The organism is Geobacter sp. SVR (genome assembly GCF_016865365.1).
GTDB lineage: Bacteria > Desulfobacterota > Desulfuromonadia > Geobacterales > Pseudopelobacteraceae > Pelotalea.
In genome coordinates this window covers 3,584,645-3,602,856 of sequence record NZ_AP024469.1, presented here as the reverse complement: position 1 = coordinate 3,602,856, position 18,212 = coordinate 3,584,645, and the positions used below count along the sequence as shown (strand labels likewise).

Genomic DNA, 18,212 nt, shown 5'->3' with positions numbered 1-18,212 from the left:
GCTTCATCCGTGCCTGCGGCTCGAACGGTTCAGGCAAACCGCACTTCCGCGTCCGCTGCCATGGTGTGGCGGGCGTCATTTTCGTCCCGTGCCGCGCTCGTTGCATTGATGGTTATGGTCTCGATGATGCGGTCCCTGTTGACCGTCACTACCAGTGTGCCGTTCAGGCTTTCCGCCTTGAGATGCTCCTTGAGGAAACCGTGATGGGCGAGGCAGTCGTTCTTGTACTGCATCTTATCCAGAAACATCTTCGATAATTCATCAGGAAGTTCATCCAGGTCAAGGGAAATGACGGCTGCTCCGTCTCCCTTCTCCTCTACCTTCAGGCTGCTCAGAATGCCGAAGACGAGGGAGAGCTTGCCGAACAGGCCCCGTATCCCGCAGCAGCCATGGGAACCGTGATGCCGTTGAAACAACCGGTGCAGCATACCGCAACCGGGGCGGTCATGGCCGGGGAAATCGAATTCGGTGGTGCTTTCCCGCGTCACATGCCCGTTGTCCAGGTTCAGCTCGGAGGAAGCCGTTATTCTGGTTTTTCCCGCCTCACCGGTTTCGAACGTGTTCCGCAGAGAGACGATTTCTTCCTGGTCCTTTCGTATCTGCGCCTGGAGAACACCGCTTATTTTCTTCTGGTTCCTCATGGCCCGCGTGACGTCATACAGCAGTTTGATCTTGTTCATGATACAGCCTCCTTGTTTGTGATGGAGGCCACCCTACACAAGGAGTCTAACCTGCCGCTAAAAAGTGCATAAAATTTTCGAAAATAATTTTAAAGATTTTATTACCACCAATCCCGCGGTCTTTCGGTCATGCTGTACAGCCGGGCAGGGCAGGAGGATCGTGGGGCTGGAGGAGTGCAGCTACTATGCCTTGGCGGGATATTTCGCTGTTTGCAAGACGAGTCTGGTATTTCTCGCGGGCTGTCGGCAGGAGCATGGCATCCGGCGGCTGCCCCGGGACACTACTCCCGGATGCTTTTACCTGAGCCGCCGCACCCGATACTCGCCGCCGATGATCATGTATTCGCTCTCCCCCCTCAGGATGCTGCCCGGCAGCAGGCCACTGTAGAAAAAGATCTTGGACAGCGGCACAGAGGTCGCCCAGACCGTGCGGCCGAACTCCCAGGCCCGCTCTTCTTCGCAGGTGAACGACACCAGGTTGTTCATCCGTACGATCTGCTCCCGGTTGCCCAGGTCCTCGATGATTTCGTATTCCTCGGCATCGTGGGTGCCGCGGAACAGGGGAATGGCCTTCAGGCCGGGGTAGGTGCGCGGCAGCTCGAACTGGCCGTACTCGAACAGGAGGTCCAACTGGGACTGAATGGCGCTGGTGCAGGCGCTCCCGTTCATGACATCCACGGAATAGTTGAAATAGGCCTCGCCGTTGGCGTCCCTGATCGGCTGCTTGTGAAAGGTGGGGGTGATGCCCATGCGGCTTTCGACCCACCGCTTGAGTACCGCCCCCGAGAGGGAGTTGGAATCGATCATCCAGCACTTCAGGAAGTGGAGATAGTTGTTTCTGATGCTGTTTCTGGCTCGATCGGTGGATTGTTCCTGCCAATGGTGCAGGTGGAATTTCACCGACATGAAGTCGTTGAAAAACAGAGCCCGTTCACACTGGTCCGGGATTCCCGCCAGCTTTTCGAACAGGAAGCGGTTGCTCTCCTTGACCCCCTGGATCTCCAGGGGGTGCGGGTTGTCGTTGAAATGACGCGAGGCGATGACCCAGGGGGGCAGGTTGCAGTTATTGAATGAGCCGTATCTCAGCCGCCACCTCCCCCTATTCGGGACTGGACACTGAATCCCGAAACCCTCCGGTCAATTCCGCGTTTCTTATCGGAATGTCTTATATTCAAGATCGAACTTTGCCATGCGCAGCCCCAGTACCCGCCTGGTCATACCCAGCTCCCGGGCCGCCTCGGTCATGTTGCCGTTGTGGGTCTTGAGCGCCTCCACCAGCATTTCGTATTCCACCGACGCCAGCTTTGCCTCCAGCCCCCCCTTGCCGACCGTGCCGGTCAGCACCGACGTCTGCAGCGAAGGCGGAAGATTGTAGCCGTGCACCACCTCGTCCTCGCACAGGATGACCGCCCGCTCGATGACGTTTTCCAGTTCCCGCACATTGCCGGGCCAATGATAGCTCATCAGCATGTTCAGGGCCGGGGTGGAGATGCGTTTGACCTCCTTGCCGGCCTCGCCGGCGAAGCGGGCCACAAAGTGGTCGGCCAGGGTGATGATGTCGCTGCCCCGGTCGCGCAGCGGCGGGATGGTGATGGGGAATACGTTCAGGCGGTAGTACAGGTCCTCGCGGAAAAGCCCCCGGGACACCATCTCGGCCAGGTCCCGGTTGGTGGCAGCGATGATGCGGATATCGACCTTGATGGGGCGGTTACTGCCGACCCGCTCGAATGTCTTTTCCTGAAGCACCCGCAGCAGCTTGGTCTGCATGGCCAGGGAGAGCTCTCCCACCTCGTCCAGAAAGATAGTGCCGCCGTCGGCATCCTCGAAGCGTCCGGTCCGATGCGCGGTTGCCCCGGTGTATGCTCCCTTCTCATGGCCGAACAGTTCGCTTTCGATAATGCTTTCCGGCAGAGCCGCACAGTTGAACTTGACGAACGGGCCGTCCGCCAGGGGGCTGTTGTAGTGGATGGCCCCTGCTACCAGTTCCTTGCCGACCCCGCTTTCGCCCAGTACCAGCACCGTTGTCCTGGCTGCCGTGATCTTCCGGATCAGTTCGTAGATCTCGGTCATGGCTTTGGAGCTGCCGATGATGTTGGACGGCTTGAAGCGCTGTTTCAGCGCATCGTTGAGCCGCCGGTTTTCCCGTTCCAGCATGGCCTTGTCCACGTGCTCCATCAGATAGAGCTCGACTGCCGGGGCGATCATGGCGGCAAAGGTGGACAGCAGTTCCACATCCTGTTCCAACAGCCTGATGCTGTCGTAGATCCGTTCCGCGCTGATGGCGCCCAGCACTTTGCGGCCGCGCATGATCGGCACGCAGATGAAGGACAGCTCCTGGTCGAGACCGTACTTGAGGCTGCGGGTGCGGTGGAGAAAAGCGGGCTCTTCGCTGATGCGCGGCAGCATGATGGCCTTGCCGGTCTCCACCACCTTGCCGGTAATACCCTCGCCCAGGGCATAAATGCCGCGTGCCTCTTCCTCCTCGGTCAGACCGAAGCTCTCATGGATCAGTATTCTGCCCGATTTCTGATGATAGAGGCTGATCATGCCGCAGACGATGTTCATCTCCTTTTCCATGATCTTCTGCAGGATGATCAGGGTAGGGGGGAGATCTGCACTTTCGGCAATGACCCGGCTCATCTGGTAAAGCAGCGGAAATACCTTGGCCCGGCACTCCCGGTTGCGGCACTTGCCGACCGTGGCCAGATTGAGGCGCAGTGCTTTGGATGCACTGTGGACGTCACTACTGAATACCACTGTCAATCCGGGCTTTTCGGTGGCTGTCTCGATCTTTTTGGCTGCCGACATACGTCAACCTCGTGGGCCGTTAATGTTTACTCTGTCTGCGCGAGGCCTGCACAGGTATGGGCGCTGCACCGCGAATTCCGTTTCGTTATATATTTTGATGCATAACGCTTGCCAGCCTTGCCTGATGTGGCGGGAAAAGAGCTCCTTCTCTTCCGGCATGCCGTTTACGGCTGAATAGTTGCATGGAAGCCGTGAGACCCCCTCGGGAGGAATGGCATGAACACGGCACGACACGGCAGCACCGTAACCCTCCGCTACATCGGGACCCTGGACAATGGACGGATCTTCTACGCTACCGGCGAGGACGAACCGCTGGTCTTCACCATCGGGCAGAACGCGGTGTTCCCGGCCCTGGAACAGGCCGTGCTCGGCATGGCCGCCGGTGAGACGAGGAACATCACCATCCCGGCGGCCGACGCCTATGGTCCCCGGCGGGAAGAGAACATCATCCGGGTCGATCGGACTCTGTTCCCTGCCGAAAGAGAGATCAGGGCCGGTCAAAAACTCAGCATCGGGTTCAAAAATGGGCAGGAACGCACGATGGTGGTCTGCGATGTGGATGCGACCACGGTAACTCTGGACGGCAACCATCCCCTGGCCGGACTGGATCTGACCTTTGCGCTGAAACTGGAGCGCATTGAGGAGAACATGGGATGAAAGACACCACAATCGACCGCTACGTGACCTTCAAGGGGATCGACGGCGACGGTAACGCCCGAAGGATAGTGGCCATGCTGCGGCGTTACATCGACGACCCTGACCTGACCAACGCCTTCTGGGAGCGCTACAAGGAAAAACTGGCCCTGGCGGCCAATCCGGACCTGAACAGCGGCCGACACCTGGATGAATTGTTCCTGGTGCATTCCTACATCAACAACATCCGCGAACTGTTCGAAGAACATGACGACCACGAGGCGCTGGCGCTGCTGGAACAGGTGGAGACGGAGTCCTGCTGAGACTGTGCAGGGCAGGGATTCATGGAGCCGGTTGATGCCGGTTCATGTCCTGCGGATGGCAGGCACGCAGACCGTGACCCCTCCCCCGACCGCTGCCATGCGGACCTCGATACCGTACAGCTCTTGCAGGCTTTCCCCGCAAATGGCCCTTTCCGCCGGTCCGTCGCGCAGGACCGTTCCCCGGTGGAGCATGATCACCCGGCTTGCCACGGCCAGAGCATGATCGGGATGGTGGGTTGAGAAGATAAAGGTGCAGCCCTCTTGCGAGAGCGAGGAAAGGCGCTCCAGCAGGCAGACCTGGTTGCCGTAGTCCAGACCGTTGGTCGGTTCGTCCATGACAAAGGTGCGGGCCCCTTGGGCCATGGCCCTGGCAATGAGGGTCAGCTGCCGCTCGCCGCCGCTCACCTCGGTGTAGGGGCGTCCTGCCAGGTGTTCGATCCCCAGCTTTTCCATGGCTTCGCGGGCGATGCGGCGGTCGTGGGCGCCGTAGGCGGAGAACAACCGGGTGTGCGGCATGCGCCCCATCAGCACCACGTCCGACACCAGGTAGGCAAAGGATTCCTTGTGCACCTGCGGCACATAGGCCACCGAGCAAGCCAGCTCCCGCTGGGGAATGTCCCGGATGTCCCGGCCGTCGAGGCGGATGGTGCCGTGGGACGGCCTGAGCAGCCCCAGCATCAGCTTGAGCAGGGTGGTCTTGCCGCTGCCGTTCGGCCCCAGCAGGGCCACGATGCCGCCCGCGTCGAGGTCGAACGTCACCTCGCCGAGCACCGCATGGCTGCCATAGGCGAAGGACAGCCGCTCCAGGCTGAAGAGCGCCATCACTGCCACCCTTTCCGGGCGTTCTTCAGCACCAGTACGAAAAAAGGAATGCCCATCAGGGCGGTGACAATGCCGATCGGGATCTCAAAGGCAAAGGCCAGCCGCGACACGTCGTCCGCCAGCACCAGGTAGGCAGCTCCGGCCAGGGCACTGACCGGCAGCAGGGTCCGGTTGTCCGGGCCGGCTGCCATGCGGACCAGGTGCGGGATGACCAGCCCCACCCAACCGATGATGCCGGCCAGCACGACTGTCAGGGTGCTGACCAGGGTGGCACAGACGATCACCACCGTGCGGACCAGTCCGGTATTGACCCCCAGGGCGCGAGCCTCCTCGTCCCCCATGCTGAGTACGTCCAGATGCCGGCCCATGAATATCAGACAAGCGATGCCGGCCAGGATCGGCAGGCCGGCCCTGGTCACCGTAGCCCGGTCCGCCAGGGCCATATTGCCCATCAGCCAGTAGACAATGGCCGGGAGCTGGTTGTAGGGGTCTGAGACGTATTTGACCAGGGAGAGCAGCGCTGAGAACAGGGCGCCGCTGATGATGCCCCCCAGCACCAGCATGAGGGTACCGCCGCTCCGGTAGGCCCGGGCGATGCTTACCGCGATGCCGACGGCGGCGATGCCCCCCAGGAAGGTGGCGAGCTGGACCGCGTACCAGTTGGTGCAGAACACCATGCCCAGGGCCGCGCCAAAGGAGGCCCCAGCCAGAACCCCCAGCAGCGAGGGGGACACCAGGGGGTTGATGAACATGGCCTGAAAGGCAGCCCCCGACACCGACAGGGCCGCGCCGATCAGGGCTGCCGTGAGAATGCGCGGCAGGCGTATCTCCAGCAGCAGGTTGCCGATGGTCTCCAGACGCTCGGGGCCCAAGCTGCCCCCGCCGGAAAGGGCATGGGAGACATAGGCCAGGATGTCGCCCAAGGGCAGGGCATAGCGGCCCACTACCAGAGAGACCAGCATGATGACGGCCAGGGCCATCCCCGCTACAACGACCGGGAACGGCCTCACCGGGACAGAACCTCTTTCAGGTCGGCGTCGGCCAGAGAAACGCCCAGGAACAGCCGGTAGAACTCCCGGGTTTCCCGGGCCAGGTCCAGGGGAAACTGCCGGGGATAGAGGGCATTGGCCAGCCACTTGAGCCCCAGCAGGCGCATGAACGAAGGGGGACGGTCGAACCAGTTGAACGGCAGCCGGGGTATCAGGTACACCCGTTTGTCCCGCACCCCCTTGACTCCTTGCCAACGGGGGTCGGCCAGCACCCGGGCAAAGAACTCCCGCTCCTGCACCAGAATGGCCTGGGGATTGTAATGCATGACCTGCTCCAGGCTGACGGTTTCCATGCCGACGTGGTCCAGGGCCTCGCCCCGATGCACGTTGCGGCCGCCGGCCAGGGGAATCAGTTCGGCGTGAAAAGAGGCCTCCCGCTCGGTGGCCAGGCCTTCGTCACCTTCGGCGTAATAGACGCTGACCCGCTGATTGGCCGGGATGCGCCCCACGGCCGTTGCCACATCCTTCAGGGCCTGCTCTGCGTAGCGCTCCAGCCGGTCGGTCCGCTCCCGGCGGTCCAGCAGTTCCCCCAGGAAGCGGAAGGCGGCCGGATAGTCGCCCAGGGAGTCCAGCCGCACGTAGACCGTGGGAATGCCCAGTTTCTGGAAAGTCTCCTCGAATCGCCCGTTAATCCCCTGCTGCTGCCAGTCCCACACCAGTACGATGTCCGGTTTGATCTTCAGCAGGGTCTCCATGTTGAGCCCCCGCCCGTGTCCCACCACACCTCCTACGACCGGCAGACGCCCGAACTCCGGGCGCAGGAAGCGTTGTTCCCGTTCCCCGGGCGCGAAATTGAGGCCCGCCAGCAGCGACGGGTCTACGGCATAGAGCAGCCAGGTGCCCGGCGGGGAAGAGCTGTAGACCCTGGTGATGCGGTCCGGTACCGTGACCTTTCTGCCGGTCATGTCAATGATCTGCCGGGCATGTGCCGGAAGAACAGCAGCGACCAGGAATGCAGCGAGCAGCACGAAAATCCGTATCATGTGATGATTCTCCTCAAAGAACAGATGAACCTGCCCGGTCCGGACGGGTACCCGGACCGGACAGGCGCCGATGAATCAGCCTGACGTCACCCTATCACGGCCAGGAGAGCAGGCGGGCCGTGGGTGAAGTCGGCACATAGCAGGTGGTGCCGGCCATGAGGTCAAGGTGCGAGCAGGCGCTGCCATCGCTCTTGACGCAGGTGCCGGCCATGACCTGGTCGTGGGTGCAGACCGTGCTGGAGGCGGTGCCGCCCCCCGTGCCCGAGCCGCCTGAACCGCCCGAGTCGGAGGATCCGGCGGAAACCGTGCCGTTGCCGGTTCCGGCGGCAAAAGAGACCTTCATGGACTTGATGTTCTGCTGCAAGCGTTCACCCACGTCCACCCAGGGGATGCAGTTGGTCGGACCGGTGCAGCTGTTGCTGCCGTCGGCCTTCTTGGAGTAGGGGAACCAGCGTCCCTGGGGCTGGAACGGCTTGTCGTCCTCGGTGGAAACCAGGGCGATCAACTGCGTGTTCACCTGCGACCCGCCGGTATTCATGGCCGAGGTGTAGCTGGTGGGCACATCGGCATTGAGCAGGGTGCAGGACTCATAATCCCAGCACTGCATCATCACCGGACCGCCGGTGCCGGCACGGAAGTCGTCGGTGACCATCAGCACCCCCTTGTGGCGACTGCGGTTGCCGGTGCCGGCCAGGCCGTCGCCCCGGCCCACGGGGGAGTTGTACAGCTCGCCGCAGGAGAACAGGGCCGGCTGATTGTTGGCGCTGGTGACCACCACGAAGCAGGCCCCCTTGTCGTCCGGATACTGGAGCCCGGCGGTGTCGAGCACGTCGGTCAGGCGAATGCCCTGGCCGTACCAGTAGTTCGTATGGCGCGGGCCGTACTGCTGGAAATAATAGGTGTCAAAGGCGCCGGCCGCTTTGTCGCCGACCTTGTCCACCGCGTAATAGCCCTGGCTGGAAGCGGCGGACAGGGTGCCGGCGGTGACGGTGACCGGGTTCATCACCTGACCGGTGACCTGAAAGGCAGCCTGGGCTGGGTCGGTGTTGTTGACCGTATAGGAGGTGGCTGCGTAGTCGTTGCGCACGTGGATCTGCATCAGGCGCGGCACCTTGCGCAGCAGCTTGTCGTCGTCGTTGCCGGCGATGATGGCCATGGCCCCTTCGCTGGCCGGCAGGGGCGCACCGTTCTTCTCATAGGCCACGATGGTCTTGTCGCCGTTTTCCGTGCGGATCAGCTCGGTGAAGGAGAAGGCCGCGGTCCTGGCGGCGGTGGTGCCGTCCGGCTTGGCTCCGAAGGCCACGATGGCGGTGGTCACGCCGAAGGCCCCGGTGTTGTAGTCCTGAGGGCGGAACTTGGTGGCGCGTACCACCACGTCGGCCAGGCGGTACCCTTTGTAGGAGTCGGTTCCCACGGTGACGGTGACCGGGGCGTAGACCTCGGAGTAATAGCTGACGGTCTCGTCATTGACGTCCTGGACCGTTGTGTCATTCATGATCGCCTTGAGAGTGTCCACGTCGATGCCGGTACGCTCCTGGAAATAAGGACTGTTCGTGGTTCCGGCCTGGCTGGTCTTGGCGCCCCCCGTACCGTTGTACAGCAGGGTCGGGTCCTTGGCCGTGCTGGTGTCGGCCGGCATCAGGCTGTTGCTCCCCCCGGCCTTGACGGAAAAGCTGGCGCAGGGGCTGGTCGCCGTTGAGTTTGTCATGACCGTGGCCATGGCGCCGGACCTGATGGTGCCGATCACCGTTGCCAGGGAATGCCTGTCGCCGGCAACGGACTGCATCATGTTGATCTGTTCCATCATGGGCTTCAGCTTTGACGGGCTGTCCGTGGGGCTCATGCCGCCCGACATCAGGCCGAAGTTGCTGTCAAAGGCGCTCTTCACCAGGGTGCCGCTTACCGTGCCGTCCGCGTTGACCGTGGCGGTCAGCGGCATGGCGGCGGTGGAGACCGGGGTAACGTGGGCGGTGGCCACGGCGCTCCCGTTGGTGACCTGGGCCATGGTCATGAGCGGTATGCCGAGCGTGGTCAGGGTGGTGCCGGCCGGGCAGGTGTTGTCGCCCCCCACCTGGGCCGTGTCGCTGCCGGCGCAGTAGGAGCCCCCCGTGGCGGTGATGACCAGGGTGCCGCTGTAGTTGTTTGCAAGGTTGAGGGAGTAGCTGCCGTCGGCCGCCGTGGTTGCGGTGGCCAGCGGCGTTGTATCCGGGGTGTTGCCGCTCTTGATCTCAAAGGCCTTGATGGTGGCCCCCTTGATCGGGCCGTCGACCACCGAGCCGCTGACCTTGGTGGCGGGGAAGGAATCGCCGCCGCTGCAGGCGGCCAGGATGGCTGCGAGGGCGATCAGCAGCAGGGCTGTCGCCGGCCCGCAGAGTGGGTGGCGGTGGTGGCGGGGCGCCGACCGGAGGAAGGGTACCGATTTCATGTGAACTCCTTTCACAATGGCAATTGGTTCAGGATCCTCCGGCCACGGCGCTGGGAAGTGGATCTCCTGGACGTGTATGGGCTGGTTCGGCGCGAGCCGTCAGTTGGTCCCGTTGTTCAACTGGTTGAGGAAGGCCAGCAGGTCCGTCACCTCGTTGTTGGTGAGGGTGACGGGGGACTGCAGCTCCGGCGCCAGACGGGCGATCATGTCGTCGTACAGGGCCGGTGCTGTGGTGCTGTCACTGCACGGCACCGGCGTAGTGCCCAGGAGCGGCGCATCGCTGGCGCACCTGAATGCCCGGGCCGCGCCGGCGGCATCCAGGTGATGGCGTACCGCCTGCTCCAGCGTGGCGTACACGCCGTTGTGCAGGTATGGGCCCGTTACCTTGACCTCCCACAGGGATGGAGTGATGAAGGCGTAGGTGTCGGCGTCCTTGCCGGTAATTTCGAAGCGCCCCTTGTCCTGGGGAGGAGTTGCGCCTGAGCCGGAGCCGAAGCCGGGTCCCACCTGGGGCACGGCCAGGTTGTGGGATTTCTGGTCGGAAAAGAGCGGTCCGTTGTGGCACTGGTAGCAGCCCGCCTTGCCGAGGAACAGGATGCCGCCGCGTTTGGCCGAGTCGGTCATGTCCCGGGTGTTCTTCAGGTAGCCGTGAAAATTGGCCGTAGGGGACGATGCGTTCCAGCGCCGGGTTTCGAAAGCGGCAATGGCGTTGGCCACGTGCTGGATGCCGACCTGCGCCGGGGGCACCGCCGGATATGCCGCGGTGAGCGCGTTCCAGATGGTGGCGTTGGCGCGCACCTTGACCATGATGGCATCCCAGACCGGCTGGGGGTTGGCCTCCACCGGGTCCCCCACCAGGGCGGCAATGGCGTTCTCACCGGTGCCGGTGCCGCTGCCGGGGATATAACCGAGCATCTCATTGCGGGAGAGCAGCGGGAACAGGGCCTGTACCGCCAGCATATTGTCCAGGCCGCCAGGGAGCTTGTCGCCGGCCGGGGAAAAGAAACTGCCGTCTTCATTGACGCCGATACGGCCGTCCCACATGAGGAATTTTCTCCCCCCCAGCAGCTTGTTCACCAGGTCCGGAGTGTTGCGGTGGATGGGATTGGGAGAACCGCGCAGGCTGGCGTGCAGGGCGAGCTTGTCCATGCCGGCGTTGTTGGTGGGATGGCAGGAGGCGCAGGAGACGGTGCCGGTACCGGACAGCAGGGTGCTGTTGAACAGGAGGTTGCCGGCGTTGTAGAGCGGGTCCGGTATACTGGGGGCGGACTCGATGGGGGCTATCTTCGCCACCTGCAGCATGCAGCGCAACTGATCATCCAGGGTAGCTTCCCCGGAACAGGCCTGGGCCGGCGTCAGTTCCACCGGTGTGCTGGCCGGAGGAGTGCCGCCGGAATTGCTCGCGCCGCCGCCGCATGCCGCAAGGCCCAGGGCCACCACTGCCAGGATGCCGATGATGTGGCTGATCTTCATGAAAACTCCTTTCGGATTGGTCAGATGAGTCGCTATTCCGGAACGTAATCAATCGGCATCACCAGCCGCGCCGCGACCGAGGGAACGGTGCGGTACGCCACCTAGAACGACACGTCCAGCTTGCCGCCGCAGACCGCGCCCTGATCCTGCCAGCCGGCAATGGTGACGTACCGTTCGTCCAGGATGTTGCGGCCGTACAGGGTGGCCCGGAGCCGGGCGGCGCGTACCGTGAAGGGGTAGCTGACGTTCAGGTCCAGACGGGTGTAGTTGCCCACCGGTCGGTATATGCCCCCCACTGACAGGAAATTGTTCTCGTAGGGGCCGAGGTAGCTCAGGATCAGGTTGCTCTCCACCCCTCCGGCCTGGTGCGAGAGCCGCAGGGAGAAGGTGTGGTGAGGCATGGCCCGGTTGGTGTCGCTGCGGTTGGTGGTGATGTAGGAATAGCCGGCATGGTAGCCGAAGCCCCCGGGGAGTTCCCCCCTGGCGGTGGCCTCCATCCCTCCGCGGATGACGTCGGCGGTGTCGTAGATGTAGTAGGCGTTGTTGACGCCCCCCCCGGTGGTTGCGGCATAGGAGAAATTACGGATGTCGTACAGAAACAGGGTGAGGCCGGGGTTGAAGCCGGGATGCCAGGCGGCCTCGGCCCCCAGCTCGTACTTGAAGCGCTGCTCCGTGCCGGGGTCCTTGTTGTCCACAGTGGCCAGGAAGGTGTCGGCGTTCTGGCGCGAATATCCCACCCGCCCCATCAGGCGGTACACCTCGTCCAGTTTGAAGGAGCTGCCGACGGAGACGCTGATGGCCGGGTCCTGCCATTGGTTGCTGATCGTCCTGTTGTAGGCCAAGGTGGGGGCGTATTTGTCCGAGCCCTTTTCGATCAGCTTGGCGTCCACACGGACCCCGCCGTCGATGGTCAGGCGGCCGGTGGGGCGGTACTCGTCATGGATGTAGCCGGAAAAGATATCTTCCTTGCGGGCCACCCCCGGATAGAAGAACTGGCCGGTGGGGCTGTTCCAGACAAACCCCTGGAAGCCCGTGACCAGGCGGTTTTTCTCCGTAGCCGCCACATGCCAGAGGTGCAGGCTGTCCAACTGGTCCCGCTGGGAGCTGGCCGGTGGGACAGTGGGGCTGGCGGCGTCCTGCAGCACCTCGTGGTCCGTGACCTGCCCCCGGGAGTAGGAGAGGGAGGTGGTGTGGACCGCGTTCCATTGCTTGTGCAGGTTGAGTGAGAGGTCCAGCGATTGCAGCGGGTCGTAGTACCAGCGGGAGGTGTAGGCGTAGCTGTCACTGGTGCCGCGCTGGATCTCGCGCCGGCCGTCGGCGTAGTAGACCATGAAGTCCCCTTTCAGGGCCGGGCCGTCGTAATTGCCGTTTACCAGCAGGGAAAGGGTGCTGGCGGCGTTGTTCCAGCCGCTGCGGCCGCTGGTGCCGGAAGCGGTGCCGGCCATGCGGTAGGAGAAGTCCCCCAGGCGATAGCCGTGGTAGAGCTGGAACGAACGGGTATCCAGGCTGCCGTATTCGGCGCTGCCGCCCAGCTCGAAGCCTTTACCCCGCCTGGTGGTGATGACCATGAAGCCCTGGTTGGAACTGCCCAGCCCGGCGGAGGGTACATTGTCGTGGCTCATGGCCGGGGAGATGGCCACAAAGGGGCCAAGGGTCACGGCTGAGCTGTCCCGCACCATGCGCACCGATTCGATGGCATCCACCGGGAACTGGGCCAGCATGCGGGAGGCCTGGGACCAGGGAAGGTAGACCCCGTCCAGGATCACCCCCACCGTATCGCCGCCGCGCATCATCAGGGTGTTCATCCCCCGGCGCCCCTGGAACTCCAGCCGGACGCCGGGGGAGAGGGCGGCGATGTCGTACACGTTGGCCGCTGCCGTGGCACGGATCTCTTCGCGATCGAACTCCTCCACCATGGCGGCGGCGCTCGTTGGCACCGTAATCGGGCTGTAGACCGGTTCCATGTCAGGCCGTTTGCCGGTCACCCGTATCCCCTCCACATCGAATTCCCGTTCCGCCGTCACCCCCTCCCGGGGGAGGGCGCCGAGCACACCCAGGATCATTCCCAGCATCAGCACTGTTCTCATGATGGTCTCTTTTCGTCTCGGGTACCTGTTCCCGTCAGATACCCCAAAGCGGGATTGCTCTCCCCGATTGCATGGCAAATCTTTCATGACGGCAGTACGGAAGAAATAACGCCGGAAACCCCGCTCAGACCGCCGCTGCCAGGAGGTCCGCAGCCTGGGCCTTGCGCATCCAGGGGGCCGGCTTCTCCCTCAGCACCTCCTGCAGCCTGCCGATGACCTCCTCTACCCCCATGGGCCCCTTGGTCCTGACAGGGTGGATATTGCGGGCGATCAGCTTTGCCGCTGCAGGACCATTGATCTGCGCGGCAAAAACCACGGCGCATTCCCGGAGCGCCTCGACCCGCGTTGCGATACGGTCGTCCTCGCTGCCGGCCTCTGCCCGGATATTCACACTGGTGACGTAATACGACTCGTCGCTACCGATATCCCAGACCGAGAAGCTGTTGGAGGTGCGAAAGTTCCCGTCTATGGTTGTACCCGTGGAAGTTGTGAAGGCGACTTTCATGAGTTTTTCTCCCGTAGATGCCCTATGAGTCCGATTGAGGGGATTCCTGTTCTGTGGAACCGGCATCGGTTCCATGGCACTGCTCCTGCTGTCTGCGAAGTTCCTCGTCTCGCAGCGGTTCCCGTCCGGGACCCGCGCAGGCACCGCGGCATGTCTGACGCGGTGCTTCCCCCTGTTTGCCGGTGCACATGGCCTTTTTCCTCCTGTAGGTATAGTCTGTCACGCTGCGCCGTCGAGCTTTCTCGGCTATCAACCGCCATTCCGGCACCGGTTTCCCTGTCGACATGAGCTCCATTGGCGGGTCCCGGCGGGGCGGGTATGACGGCATCTGGTTGTCGATGATTCTCAGACCAGGCTGAGGTGCTTCAAAGCCTGCCTGTGGTCCGGCGGGTACCTTCGCGGTCCCGCGGCTCGATCCGGATGTCCAGCTTCTTTGATGGGGAGTAAAAGGAAGGCGGCGCTGCCGGCTTTCATTGCGCAATCTCAGCGCCGATGACGTCATTGTCTGCATTTCAAAGCATGGTTATATATTTAAATACATAACGCATGCCAAAGTGGGTCACATATGCAATTTCATTAACTTATGCATGTCGTTGTATACTTAAAAATATAGCGATTGTCCAAAGTCGAAGCACCTGCATTAAAAAGCGGCATCCGGGCAAGGGTGGTCGGGATGACGAGGACATCGAACCTGCTGCCGATGTTCATGCTTCCCACTCCCTGGTCATTCCCCTCTTCACAAGAGTACATCTCCTCTCATCTGGCAGAAACTCCTGCTTACCCCCCTTTCGATCCTCATTCTTCCGGTTTGGCTTGTGGCCGGCGGCAAACAACGGCGATCTGATGGAAGGGGTGACGGCGGAGGCAGTTCCCGGGCGCCGGAAAAGTCCCGTCAGCGATCCGTACCAGTGGAGCCGACAAGGCTGGAATCACATCTAATTCCTTGACGGCGCTCATCAAATCAGGTATACGTAGTCATATGACTACCTATGCTTGTCAGGCCCAAAAAGAAATTACCCAGCGTCAACGCCAGGTGCTCCAATTCATCATTTCGTATTCCGACAACAAGGGCTTCCCGCCCAGCCAAAGGGATATTGCCAAGCATCTGAATGTTTCAGGGACATTGCCCGTCATGAGGCATCTGGATGCATTGGAGCGTAAGGGCTACATCAGGCGGGAAAGCGTGAACCGGGGGATTACCCTGACAACGCATCAGAGCCGAAACATCTCTCTGCCGGTTGTGGGCACCGTACGTGCCGGTCAGCTCTCCACCGCTATCGAGGATATTCAGGGGTACTTTTCCGTTGATCAGGTGGCAGTGAAGGGGGACGGGTGTTTCTTTCTGAGGGTCCGTGGCGATTCCATGATCTCGGCCGGCATCTTCGAGGGGGACTTGGTCCTGGTGCGTCCGCAGCAAAATGCCGACAACCGTGAGATCGTGGTTGCCATGGTCGATGGCGAAGCTACCGTGAAACGATTTTTTCGTGAAGACGGGTACATACGGCTGCAGCCGGAAAACCCGGACATGGAGCCGATCGTCGTTCGCCCGGAAGACGGCGAAGTAAACATCGTCGGCAAGGTCATCGGCGTTTACCGGCAATTATGAGATCGGTGGATTTTTTGATGAAACGAACGAGTTCAGGAGGATGGATATGGAACCGATAACGGTGTGTGGATTGGTGATTGTGATGTTCGGATTGTGGGTCGAGTTCGAACCAACCGTAAAACTGCTGGCCCGCAAGGTCTCTCAAAGCAAGATACTAAAAGGAATACCAGCGTGGTTAACTCCTGCTCAACCTGTTCATGCGAACAGAGATTACAGCTTGACCATTGGATTGATCAACCGTGACATGCCTTTATCCAGGGCCACGAGAACGTATCTGCGCAACGGGATCTAAAAAAACAGGGGGCTGTCAGGCCCCCTCCTCGACATTTGAGATCATTGTACCGCAGCGCCACAATCATAGTCATCCAACCGGAAGATGCTGTTCCAGACCAAGCTGCACCGTACGCATGAGCAAAGCTGCGTAATACTTCCTTTGCCGGTCACCAGGTGCCCAAGGTTGATGTCCTTGGACTGACATTTCGGGCAGCGCTCGCCACCCTGCCGTACAAACGTCTCGCGGGTTACAAATTCAGGTTTGCCGGTCCCGGCATCTTTCACAGCCGCCGCACCAAGAGCGGCCCCCTCGACAGCTGCTGCTGCTTCCGATGCGCTGGCCTCCTGGATCAGGACCTTGGATGGGGTGCCGTCGCGATATTGCAATTCGACCATGTATCCCTTCGAGGTCCGATCAAAACGGATACCGAAGGTGGTATCCTTCAGAACCCCCAAGTTCAATTCAGTGCATCGAAGCTTCAGAGACTTCTCTGTGACTTTCATCTGTAACTCCTTGTTTCCTAGTATTTGTTAATCCTGTCGCGGGTCTCTTATATTCCCGCGCAAGGTTGCCTTGGGGACGCCTTCCGCAATCTTCCGCCCTTTATGCACACCTTTTCATTCTGTCGCTGAGAATACCTTTGGATTGAAGCCCCCTGGGGGCTCGTACAAACTCTGCAACCGACCCATGACGGCAATCAGCAGCACCAACAAAGCGGCATCTTCTGTCCATTGATGTCATGTTCCTGATGGCATTGTCAAACAATACTCGGTCCGCTGATTTTAGTGTCGGTAAGGAAGGATCAGCCTTATTCAGTTTCAGGAGGTGTAAGGGGTTATAAACGGACAGAATGAAGCAGTTAAACTAAATAGCCCCGGCCTTCGCATGCGACCGGGCTATTTTTTTACCGTACCACGTAAAACCCCCAAAGTACCGGAATGGACAACCCTGCTCCCAGCCATCGAAATATTCCTATAAAGTCTCCTCCTGCCGATCATACCAATTTTCAATTGCTGCGTGTTGCCTCGAAAATACTACGACTGACATGTTTTCATGACGGCAATGTCACCTTTATAATTTTGACCAGCAGTGAAATGGGAGGGACAATGAAGCTGAGCGCTAAATCGAAGCACGTTATAGGTTCAGCTGGATTGCATGGCTCACATAATGGAGTCGGAAATGGCAGATACAGGGAAAACAGCAATCGTGACCGGCGGATCGCAAGGTATCGGAGCAGGCCTTGTGAAGGCATTTATGGAGCGAGGTTATAACGTGGTGGCTAATTCGCGGAACATCTCCCGGTCGGGTGCCTTCAAGGAGTCAGATAGACTCGCGCTGGTCGATGGCAATATCGCAGAGGCAGCAACTGCGGCGAAGATCGCCGAAGCCGCCACGAGCAAATTCGGATCAATCGACGCGCTCATTAACAATGCCGGTATTTTTTTCTCGAAGCGCTTCACGGATTACACCGTAGAGGATCTGCGGTCTCTCGTCTCCGTCAACATCGAAAGTTTTCTCTTCATCAGCCAGCTCTCGATCAAGCAGATGGTGGCACAGGGAACCGGCGGAAGCATCGTTAATATCACATCGACGATGGTGAACCACCCGATCGCCGGCATACACGCATCGGTCCCAATGATTACGAAAGGGGGGCTCGAGGCTGTCACGCGGAGCCTGGCAATGGAATACGCGAAACAGGCTATACGCGTGAACGCCGTTGCGCCGGGCGTTGTCGATACGCCTATGCATAAGGATGACCCGAAGGATTTTCTCAAAACGCTGCAACCGATGGGACAGATCTCCGATGTTAAAGACGTCGTAGATGCGGTCGTATACCTGAGCGAGGCCGGTCAAGTGACCGGGGTTGTGCTTCACGTGGATGGCGGTGCGCACGTTGGCAAATGGTAGCCGGCGGGAGCTCTCGGACGATTACGCATAGTGGAAGGAGACATCGTATGAAATGGATCGCTTTCCTGCCGGTTGCAGTTGCAGCGGTGTCCGGCGTTGCAGCCTTCACGGTCCACGCATCCGGATACGCCGAGAAGAAGGCTGCCCCGGTCTTCGGAGTCACAATTCCCCTTGGATACCGCGATTGGAGGTTGATCTCAGTGGCCCACGAAGCAGGCAACCTCAACGATTTGCGCGCCATTGTCGGCAACGATAGTGCGATCGCTGCCTATCGGGAAGGGCAGTTTCCGTTCCCTGACGGCACAATCATCGCCCGGCTGGCCTGGAGTTACGTTCCGTCGGAGGAAAACAACAAGGTCTTTGGCCGCCCCCAATCGTTCGTTGCCGGTCCCGCCACGGAATGGGCGCTTCAGTTTATGGTCAAGGACTCCAAAAGATACGCATCGACGGGGGGCTGGGGGTACGCTCAGTTCAACAAGGATGGCATACCTGCCGATGAGGCCGTGCACAAAACCTGCTTTCCCTGCCACGAAGCTGTCAGGACTCGCGACTTCGTCTTCACCCGTTACGCACCGTGATTACAGGGCATTGCGGAGATCTGAACTGGGTCAGTATAGCTGGCCCGACTATGGAGTG

At 60.9% G+C, this 18,212-nt stretch carries 17 protein-coding genes; 6 read left to right on the top strand and 11 right to left on the bottom strand.

What is annotated here, in order from left to right; translation table 11 throughout:
* Nucleotides 1-29: 29 nt before the first annotated feature.
* The 3 genes from GSVR_RS16745 to GSVR_RS16735 form a co-directional block, all read right to left on the bottom strand.
* The gene (locus GSVR_RS16745) at nucleotides 30-680 is read right to left on the bottom strand and encodes a hypothetical protein (RefSeq protein WP_173198683.1); all 651 of its coding nucleotides are present in this window, start codon (nucleotides 678-680) and stop codon (nucleotides 30-32) included.
* A 297-nt stretch (nucleotides 681-977) separates the two neighbouring features.
* Nucleotides 978-1,766 (bottom strand): NAD(+)--dinitrogen-reductase ADP-D-ribosyltransferase, encoded by a 789-nt coding sequence (locus GSVR_RS16740; RefSeq protein WP_173198906.1) that lies wholly within the window; start codon nucleotides 1,764-1,766, stop codon nucleotides 978-980.
* A 66-nt stretch (nucleotides 1,767-1,832) separates the two neighbouring features.
* Nucleotides 1,833-3,488, bottom strand: coding sequence for a sigma-54-dependent Fis family transcriptional regulator (locus tag GSVR_RS16735; protein WP_173198680.1), 1,656 nt, complete (start codon nucleotides 3,486-3,488; stop codon nucleotides 1,833-1,835).
* Nucleotides 3,489-3,704: 216 nt separating this feature from the next.
* Between GSVR_RS16735 and GSVR_RS16730 the strand changes: the two genes are divergently transcribed.
* Both GSVR_RS16730 and cowN read left to right on the top strand, forming a co-directional pair.
* Complete coding sequence (locus tag GSVR_RS16730; protein ID WP_173198678.1) at nucleotides 3,705-4,145, top strand: peptidylprolyl isomerase; 441 nt, start codon at nucleotides 3,705-3,707, stop codon at nucleotides 4,143-4,145.
* Nucleotides 4,142-4,444, top strand: a complete 303-nt coding sequence (gene cowN, locus GSVR_RS16725; RefSeq protein ID WP_173198676.1) for a N(2)-fixation sustaining protein CowN — start codon at nucleotides 4,142-4,144, stop codon at nucleotides 4,442-4,444. Before GSVR_RS16730 ends, cowN begins: the two co-directional genes overlap by 4 nt.
* Before the next feature lie 42 nt (nucleotides 4,445-4,486).
* Here cowN and GSVR_RS16720 read toward each other — a convergent pair whose 3' ends face one another.
* The 7 genes from GSVR_RS16720 to GSVR_RS16690 all read right to left on the bottom strand — a co-directional run bounded on the left by GSVR_RS16720 (nucleotide 4,487) and on the right by GSVR_RS16690 (nucleotide 13,788).
* Nucleotides 4,487-5,266: an ABC transporter ATP-binding protein gene (locus GSVR_RS16720; protein WP_173198674.1), complete on the bottom strand. Its 780-nt coding sequence runs from the start codon at nucleotides 5,264-5,266 to the stop codon at nucleotides 4,487-4,489.
* Nucleotides 5,266-6,276 carry an iron ABC transporter permease gene (locus tag GSVR_RS16715; protein ID WP_239077363.1) on the bottom strand — a complete coding sequence of 337 codons (1,011 nt, stop codon included), beginning with the start codon at nucleotides 6,274-6,276 and terminating at the stop codon, nucleotides 5,266-5,268. The genes GSVR_RS16720 and GSVR_RS16715 overlap by 1 nt, the downstream gene beginning before the upstream one ends.
* Nucleotides 6,273-7,298 (bottom strand): ABC transporter substrate-binding protein, encoded by a 1,026-nt coding sequence (locus GSVR_RS16710; RefSeq protein ID WP_173198672.1) that lies wholly within the window; start codon nucleotides 7,296-7,298, stop codon nucleotides 6,273-6,275. The genes GSVR_RS16715 and GSVR_RS16710 overlap by 4 nt, the downstream gene beginning before the upstream one ends.
* Nucleotides 7,299-7,392: 94 nt before the next feature.
* Nucleotides 7,393-9,723 carry a hypothetical protein gene (locus GSVR_RS16705; protein ID WP_173198670.1) on the bottom strand — a complete coding sequence of 777 codons (2,331 nt, stop codon included), beginning with the start codon at nucleotides 9,721-9,723 and terminating at the stop codon, nucleotides 7,393-7,395.
* Nucleotides 9,724-9,822: 99 nt separating this feature from the next.
* Complete coding sequence (locus GSVR_RS16700) at nucleotides 9,823-11,196, bottom strand: cytochrome-c peroxidase (RefSeq protein ID WP_173198668.1); 1,374 nt, start codon at nucleotides 11,194-11,196, stop codon at nucleotides 9,823-9,825.
* Nucleotides 11,197-11,297: 101 nt separating this feature from the next.
* Entirely contained in the window at nucleotides 11,298-13,283 is a 1,986-nt protein-coding gene (locus tag GSVR_RS16695) for a TonB-dependent siderophore receptor (RefSeq protein ID WP_173198666.1), read from the bottom strand.
* A gap of 124 nt (nucleotides 13,284-13,407) precedes the next feature.
* A complete protein-coding gene (locus GSVR_RS16690) occupies nucleotides 13,408-13,788 on the bottom strand; it encodes a NifB/NifX family molybdenum-iron cluster-binding protein (RefSeq protein ID WP_173198664.1) in 381 nt (126 codons plus the stop codon).
* Nucleotides 13,789-14,767: 979 nt separating this feature from the next.
* Here GSVR_RS16690 and lexA point away from each other — a divergent pair.
* Nucleotides 14,768-15,394 (top strand): transcriptional repressor LexA, encoded by a 627-nt coding sequence (gene lexA, locus GSVR_RS16685; protein WP_173198662.1) that lies wholly within the window; start codon nucleotides 14,768-14,770, stop codon nucleotides 15,392-15,394.
* 46 nt (nucleotides 15,395-15,440) lie between these two features.
* Nucleotides 15,441-15,686, top strand: a complete 246-nt coding sequence (locus tag GSVR_RS16680; protein ID WP_173198660.1) for a hypothetical protein — start codon at nucleotides 15,441-15,443, stop codon at nucleotides 15,684-15,686.
* A gap of 41 nt (nucleotides 15,687-15,727) precedes the next feature.
* Here GSVR_RS16680 and GSVR_RS16675 read toward each other — a convergent pair whose 3' ends face one another.
* Nucleotides 15,728-16,171: a hypothetical protein gene (locus GSVR_RS16675; RefSeq protein WP_173198658.1), complete on the bottom strand. Its 444-nt coding sequence runs from the start codon at nucleotides 16,169-16,171 to the stop codon at nucleotides 15,728-15,730.
* A 676-nt stretch (nucleotides 16,172-16,847) separates the two neighbouring features.
* On the opposite strand from GSVR_RS16675, the gene GSVR_RS16670 reads away from it, so the two are divergent.
* Nucleotides 16,848-17,576, top strand: coding sequence for an SDR family NAD(P)-dependent oxidoreductase (locus GSVR_RS16670; protein WP_203978705.1), 729 nt, complete (start codon nucleotides 16,848-16,850; stop codon nucleotides 17,574-17,576).
* Nucleotides 17,577-17,623: 47 nt separating this feature from the next.
* Nucleotides 17,624-18,154: a cytochrome P460 family protein gene (locus tag GSVR_RS16665; protein WP_173198656.1), complete on the top strand. Its 531-nt coding sequence runs from the start codon at nucleotides 17,624-17,626 to the stop codon at nucleotides 18,152-18,154.
* Nucleotides 18,155-18,212: the final 58 nt, after the last annotated feature.

What these genes read in the sequence shown, in the direction of transcription:
- GSVR_RS16680 (WP_173198660.1), top strand. Translation starts at nt 15,441, where the DNA reads ATGGAACCGATAACGGTGTGTGGATTGGTGATTGTGATGTTCGGATTG.
- GSVR_RS16700 (WP_173198668.1), bottom strand. Translation starts at nt 11,196, where the DNA reads ATGAAGATCAGCCACATCATCGGCATCCTGGCAGTGGTGGCCCTGGGC.
- GSVR_RS16695 (WP_173198666.1), bottom strand. Translation starts at nt 13,283, where the DNA reads ATGAGAACAGTGCTGATGCTGGGAATGATCCTGGGTGTGCTCGGCGCC.
- GSVR_RS16670 (WP_203978705.1), top strand. Translation starts at nt 16,848, where the DNA reads ATGGCAGATACAGGGAAAACAGCAATCGTGACCGGCGGATCGCAAGGT.
- GSVR_RS16665 (WP_173198656.1), top strand. Translation starts at nt 17,624, where the DNA reads ATGAAATGGATCGCTTTCCTGCCGGTTGCAGTTGCAGCGGTGTCCGGC.
- GSVR_RS16710 (WP_173198672.1), bottom strand. Translation starts at nt 7,298, where the DNA reads ATGATACGGATTTTCGTGCTGCTCGCTGCATTCCTGGTCGCTGCTGTT.
- GSVR_RS16675 (WP_173198658.1), bottom strand. Translation starts at nt 16,171, where the DNA reads ATGAAAGTCACAGAGAAGTCTCTGAAGCTTCGATGCACTGAATTGAAC.
- lexA (WP_173198662.1), top strand. Translation starts at nt 14,768, where the DNA reads ATGACTACCTATGCTTGTCAGGCCCAAAAAGAAATTACCCAGCGTCAA.
- GSVR_RS16720 (WP_173198674.1), bottom strand. Translation starts at nt 5,266, where the DNA reads ATGGCGCTCTTCAGCCTGGAGCGGCTGTCCTTCGCCTATGGCAGCCAT.
- cowN (WP_173198676.1), top strand. Translation starts at nt 4,142, where the DNA reads ATGAAAGACACCACAATCGACCGCTACGTGACCTTCAAGGGGATCGAC.
- GSVR_RS16745 (WP_173198683.1), bottom strand. Translation starts at nt 680, where the DNA reads ATGAACAAGATCAAACTGCTGTATGACGTCACGCGGGCCATGAGGAAC.
- GSVR_RS16690 (WP_173198664.1), bottom strand. Translation starts at nt 13,788, where the DNA reads ATGAAAGTCGCCTTCACAACTTCCACGGGTACAACCATAGACGGGAAC.
- GSVR_RS16705 (WP_173198670.1), bottom strand. Translation starts at nt 9,723, where the DNA reads ATGAAATCGGTACCCTTCCTCCGGTCGGCGCCCCGCCACCACCGCCAC.
- GSVR_RS16730 (WP_173198678.1), top strand. Translation starts at nt 3,705, where the DNA reads ATGAACACGGCACGACACGGCAGCACCGTAACCCTCCGCTACATCGGG.
- GSVR_RS16735 (WP_173198680.1), bottom strand. Translation starts at nt 3,488, where the DNA reads ATGTCGGCAGCCAAAAAGATCGAGACAGCCACCGAAAAGCCCGGATTG.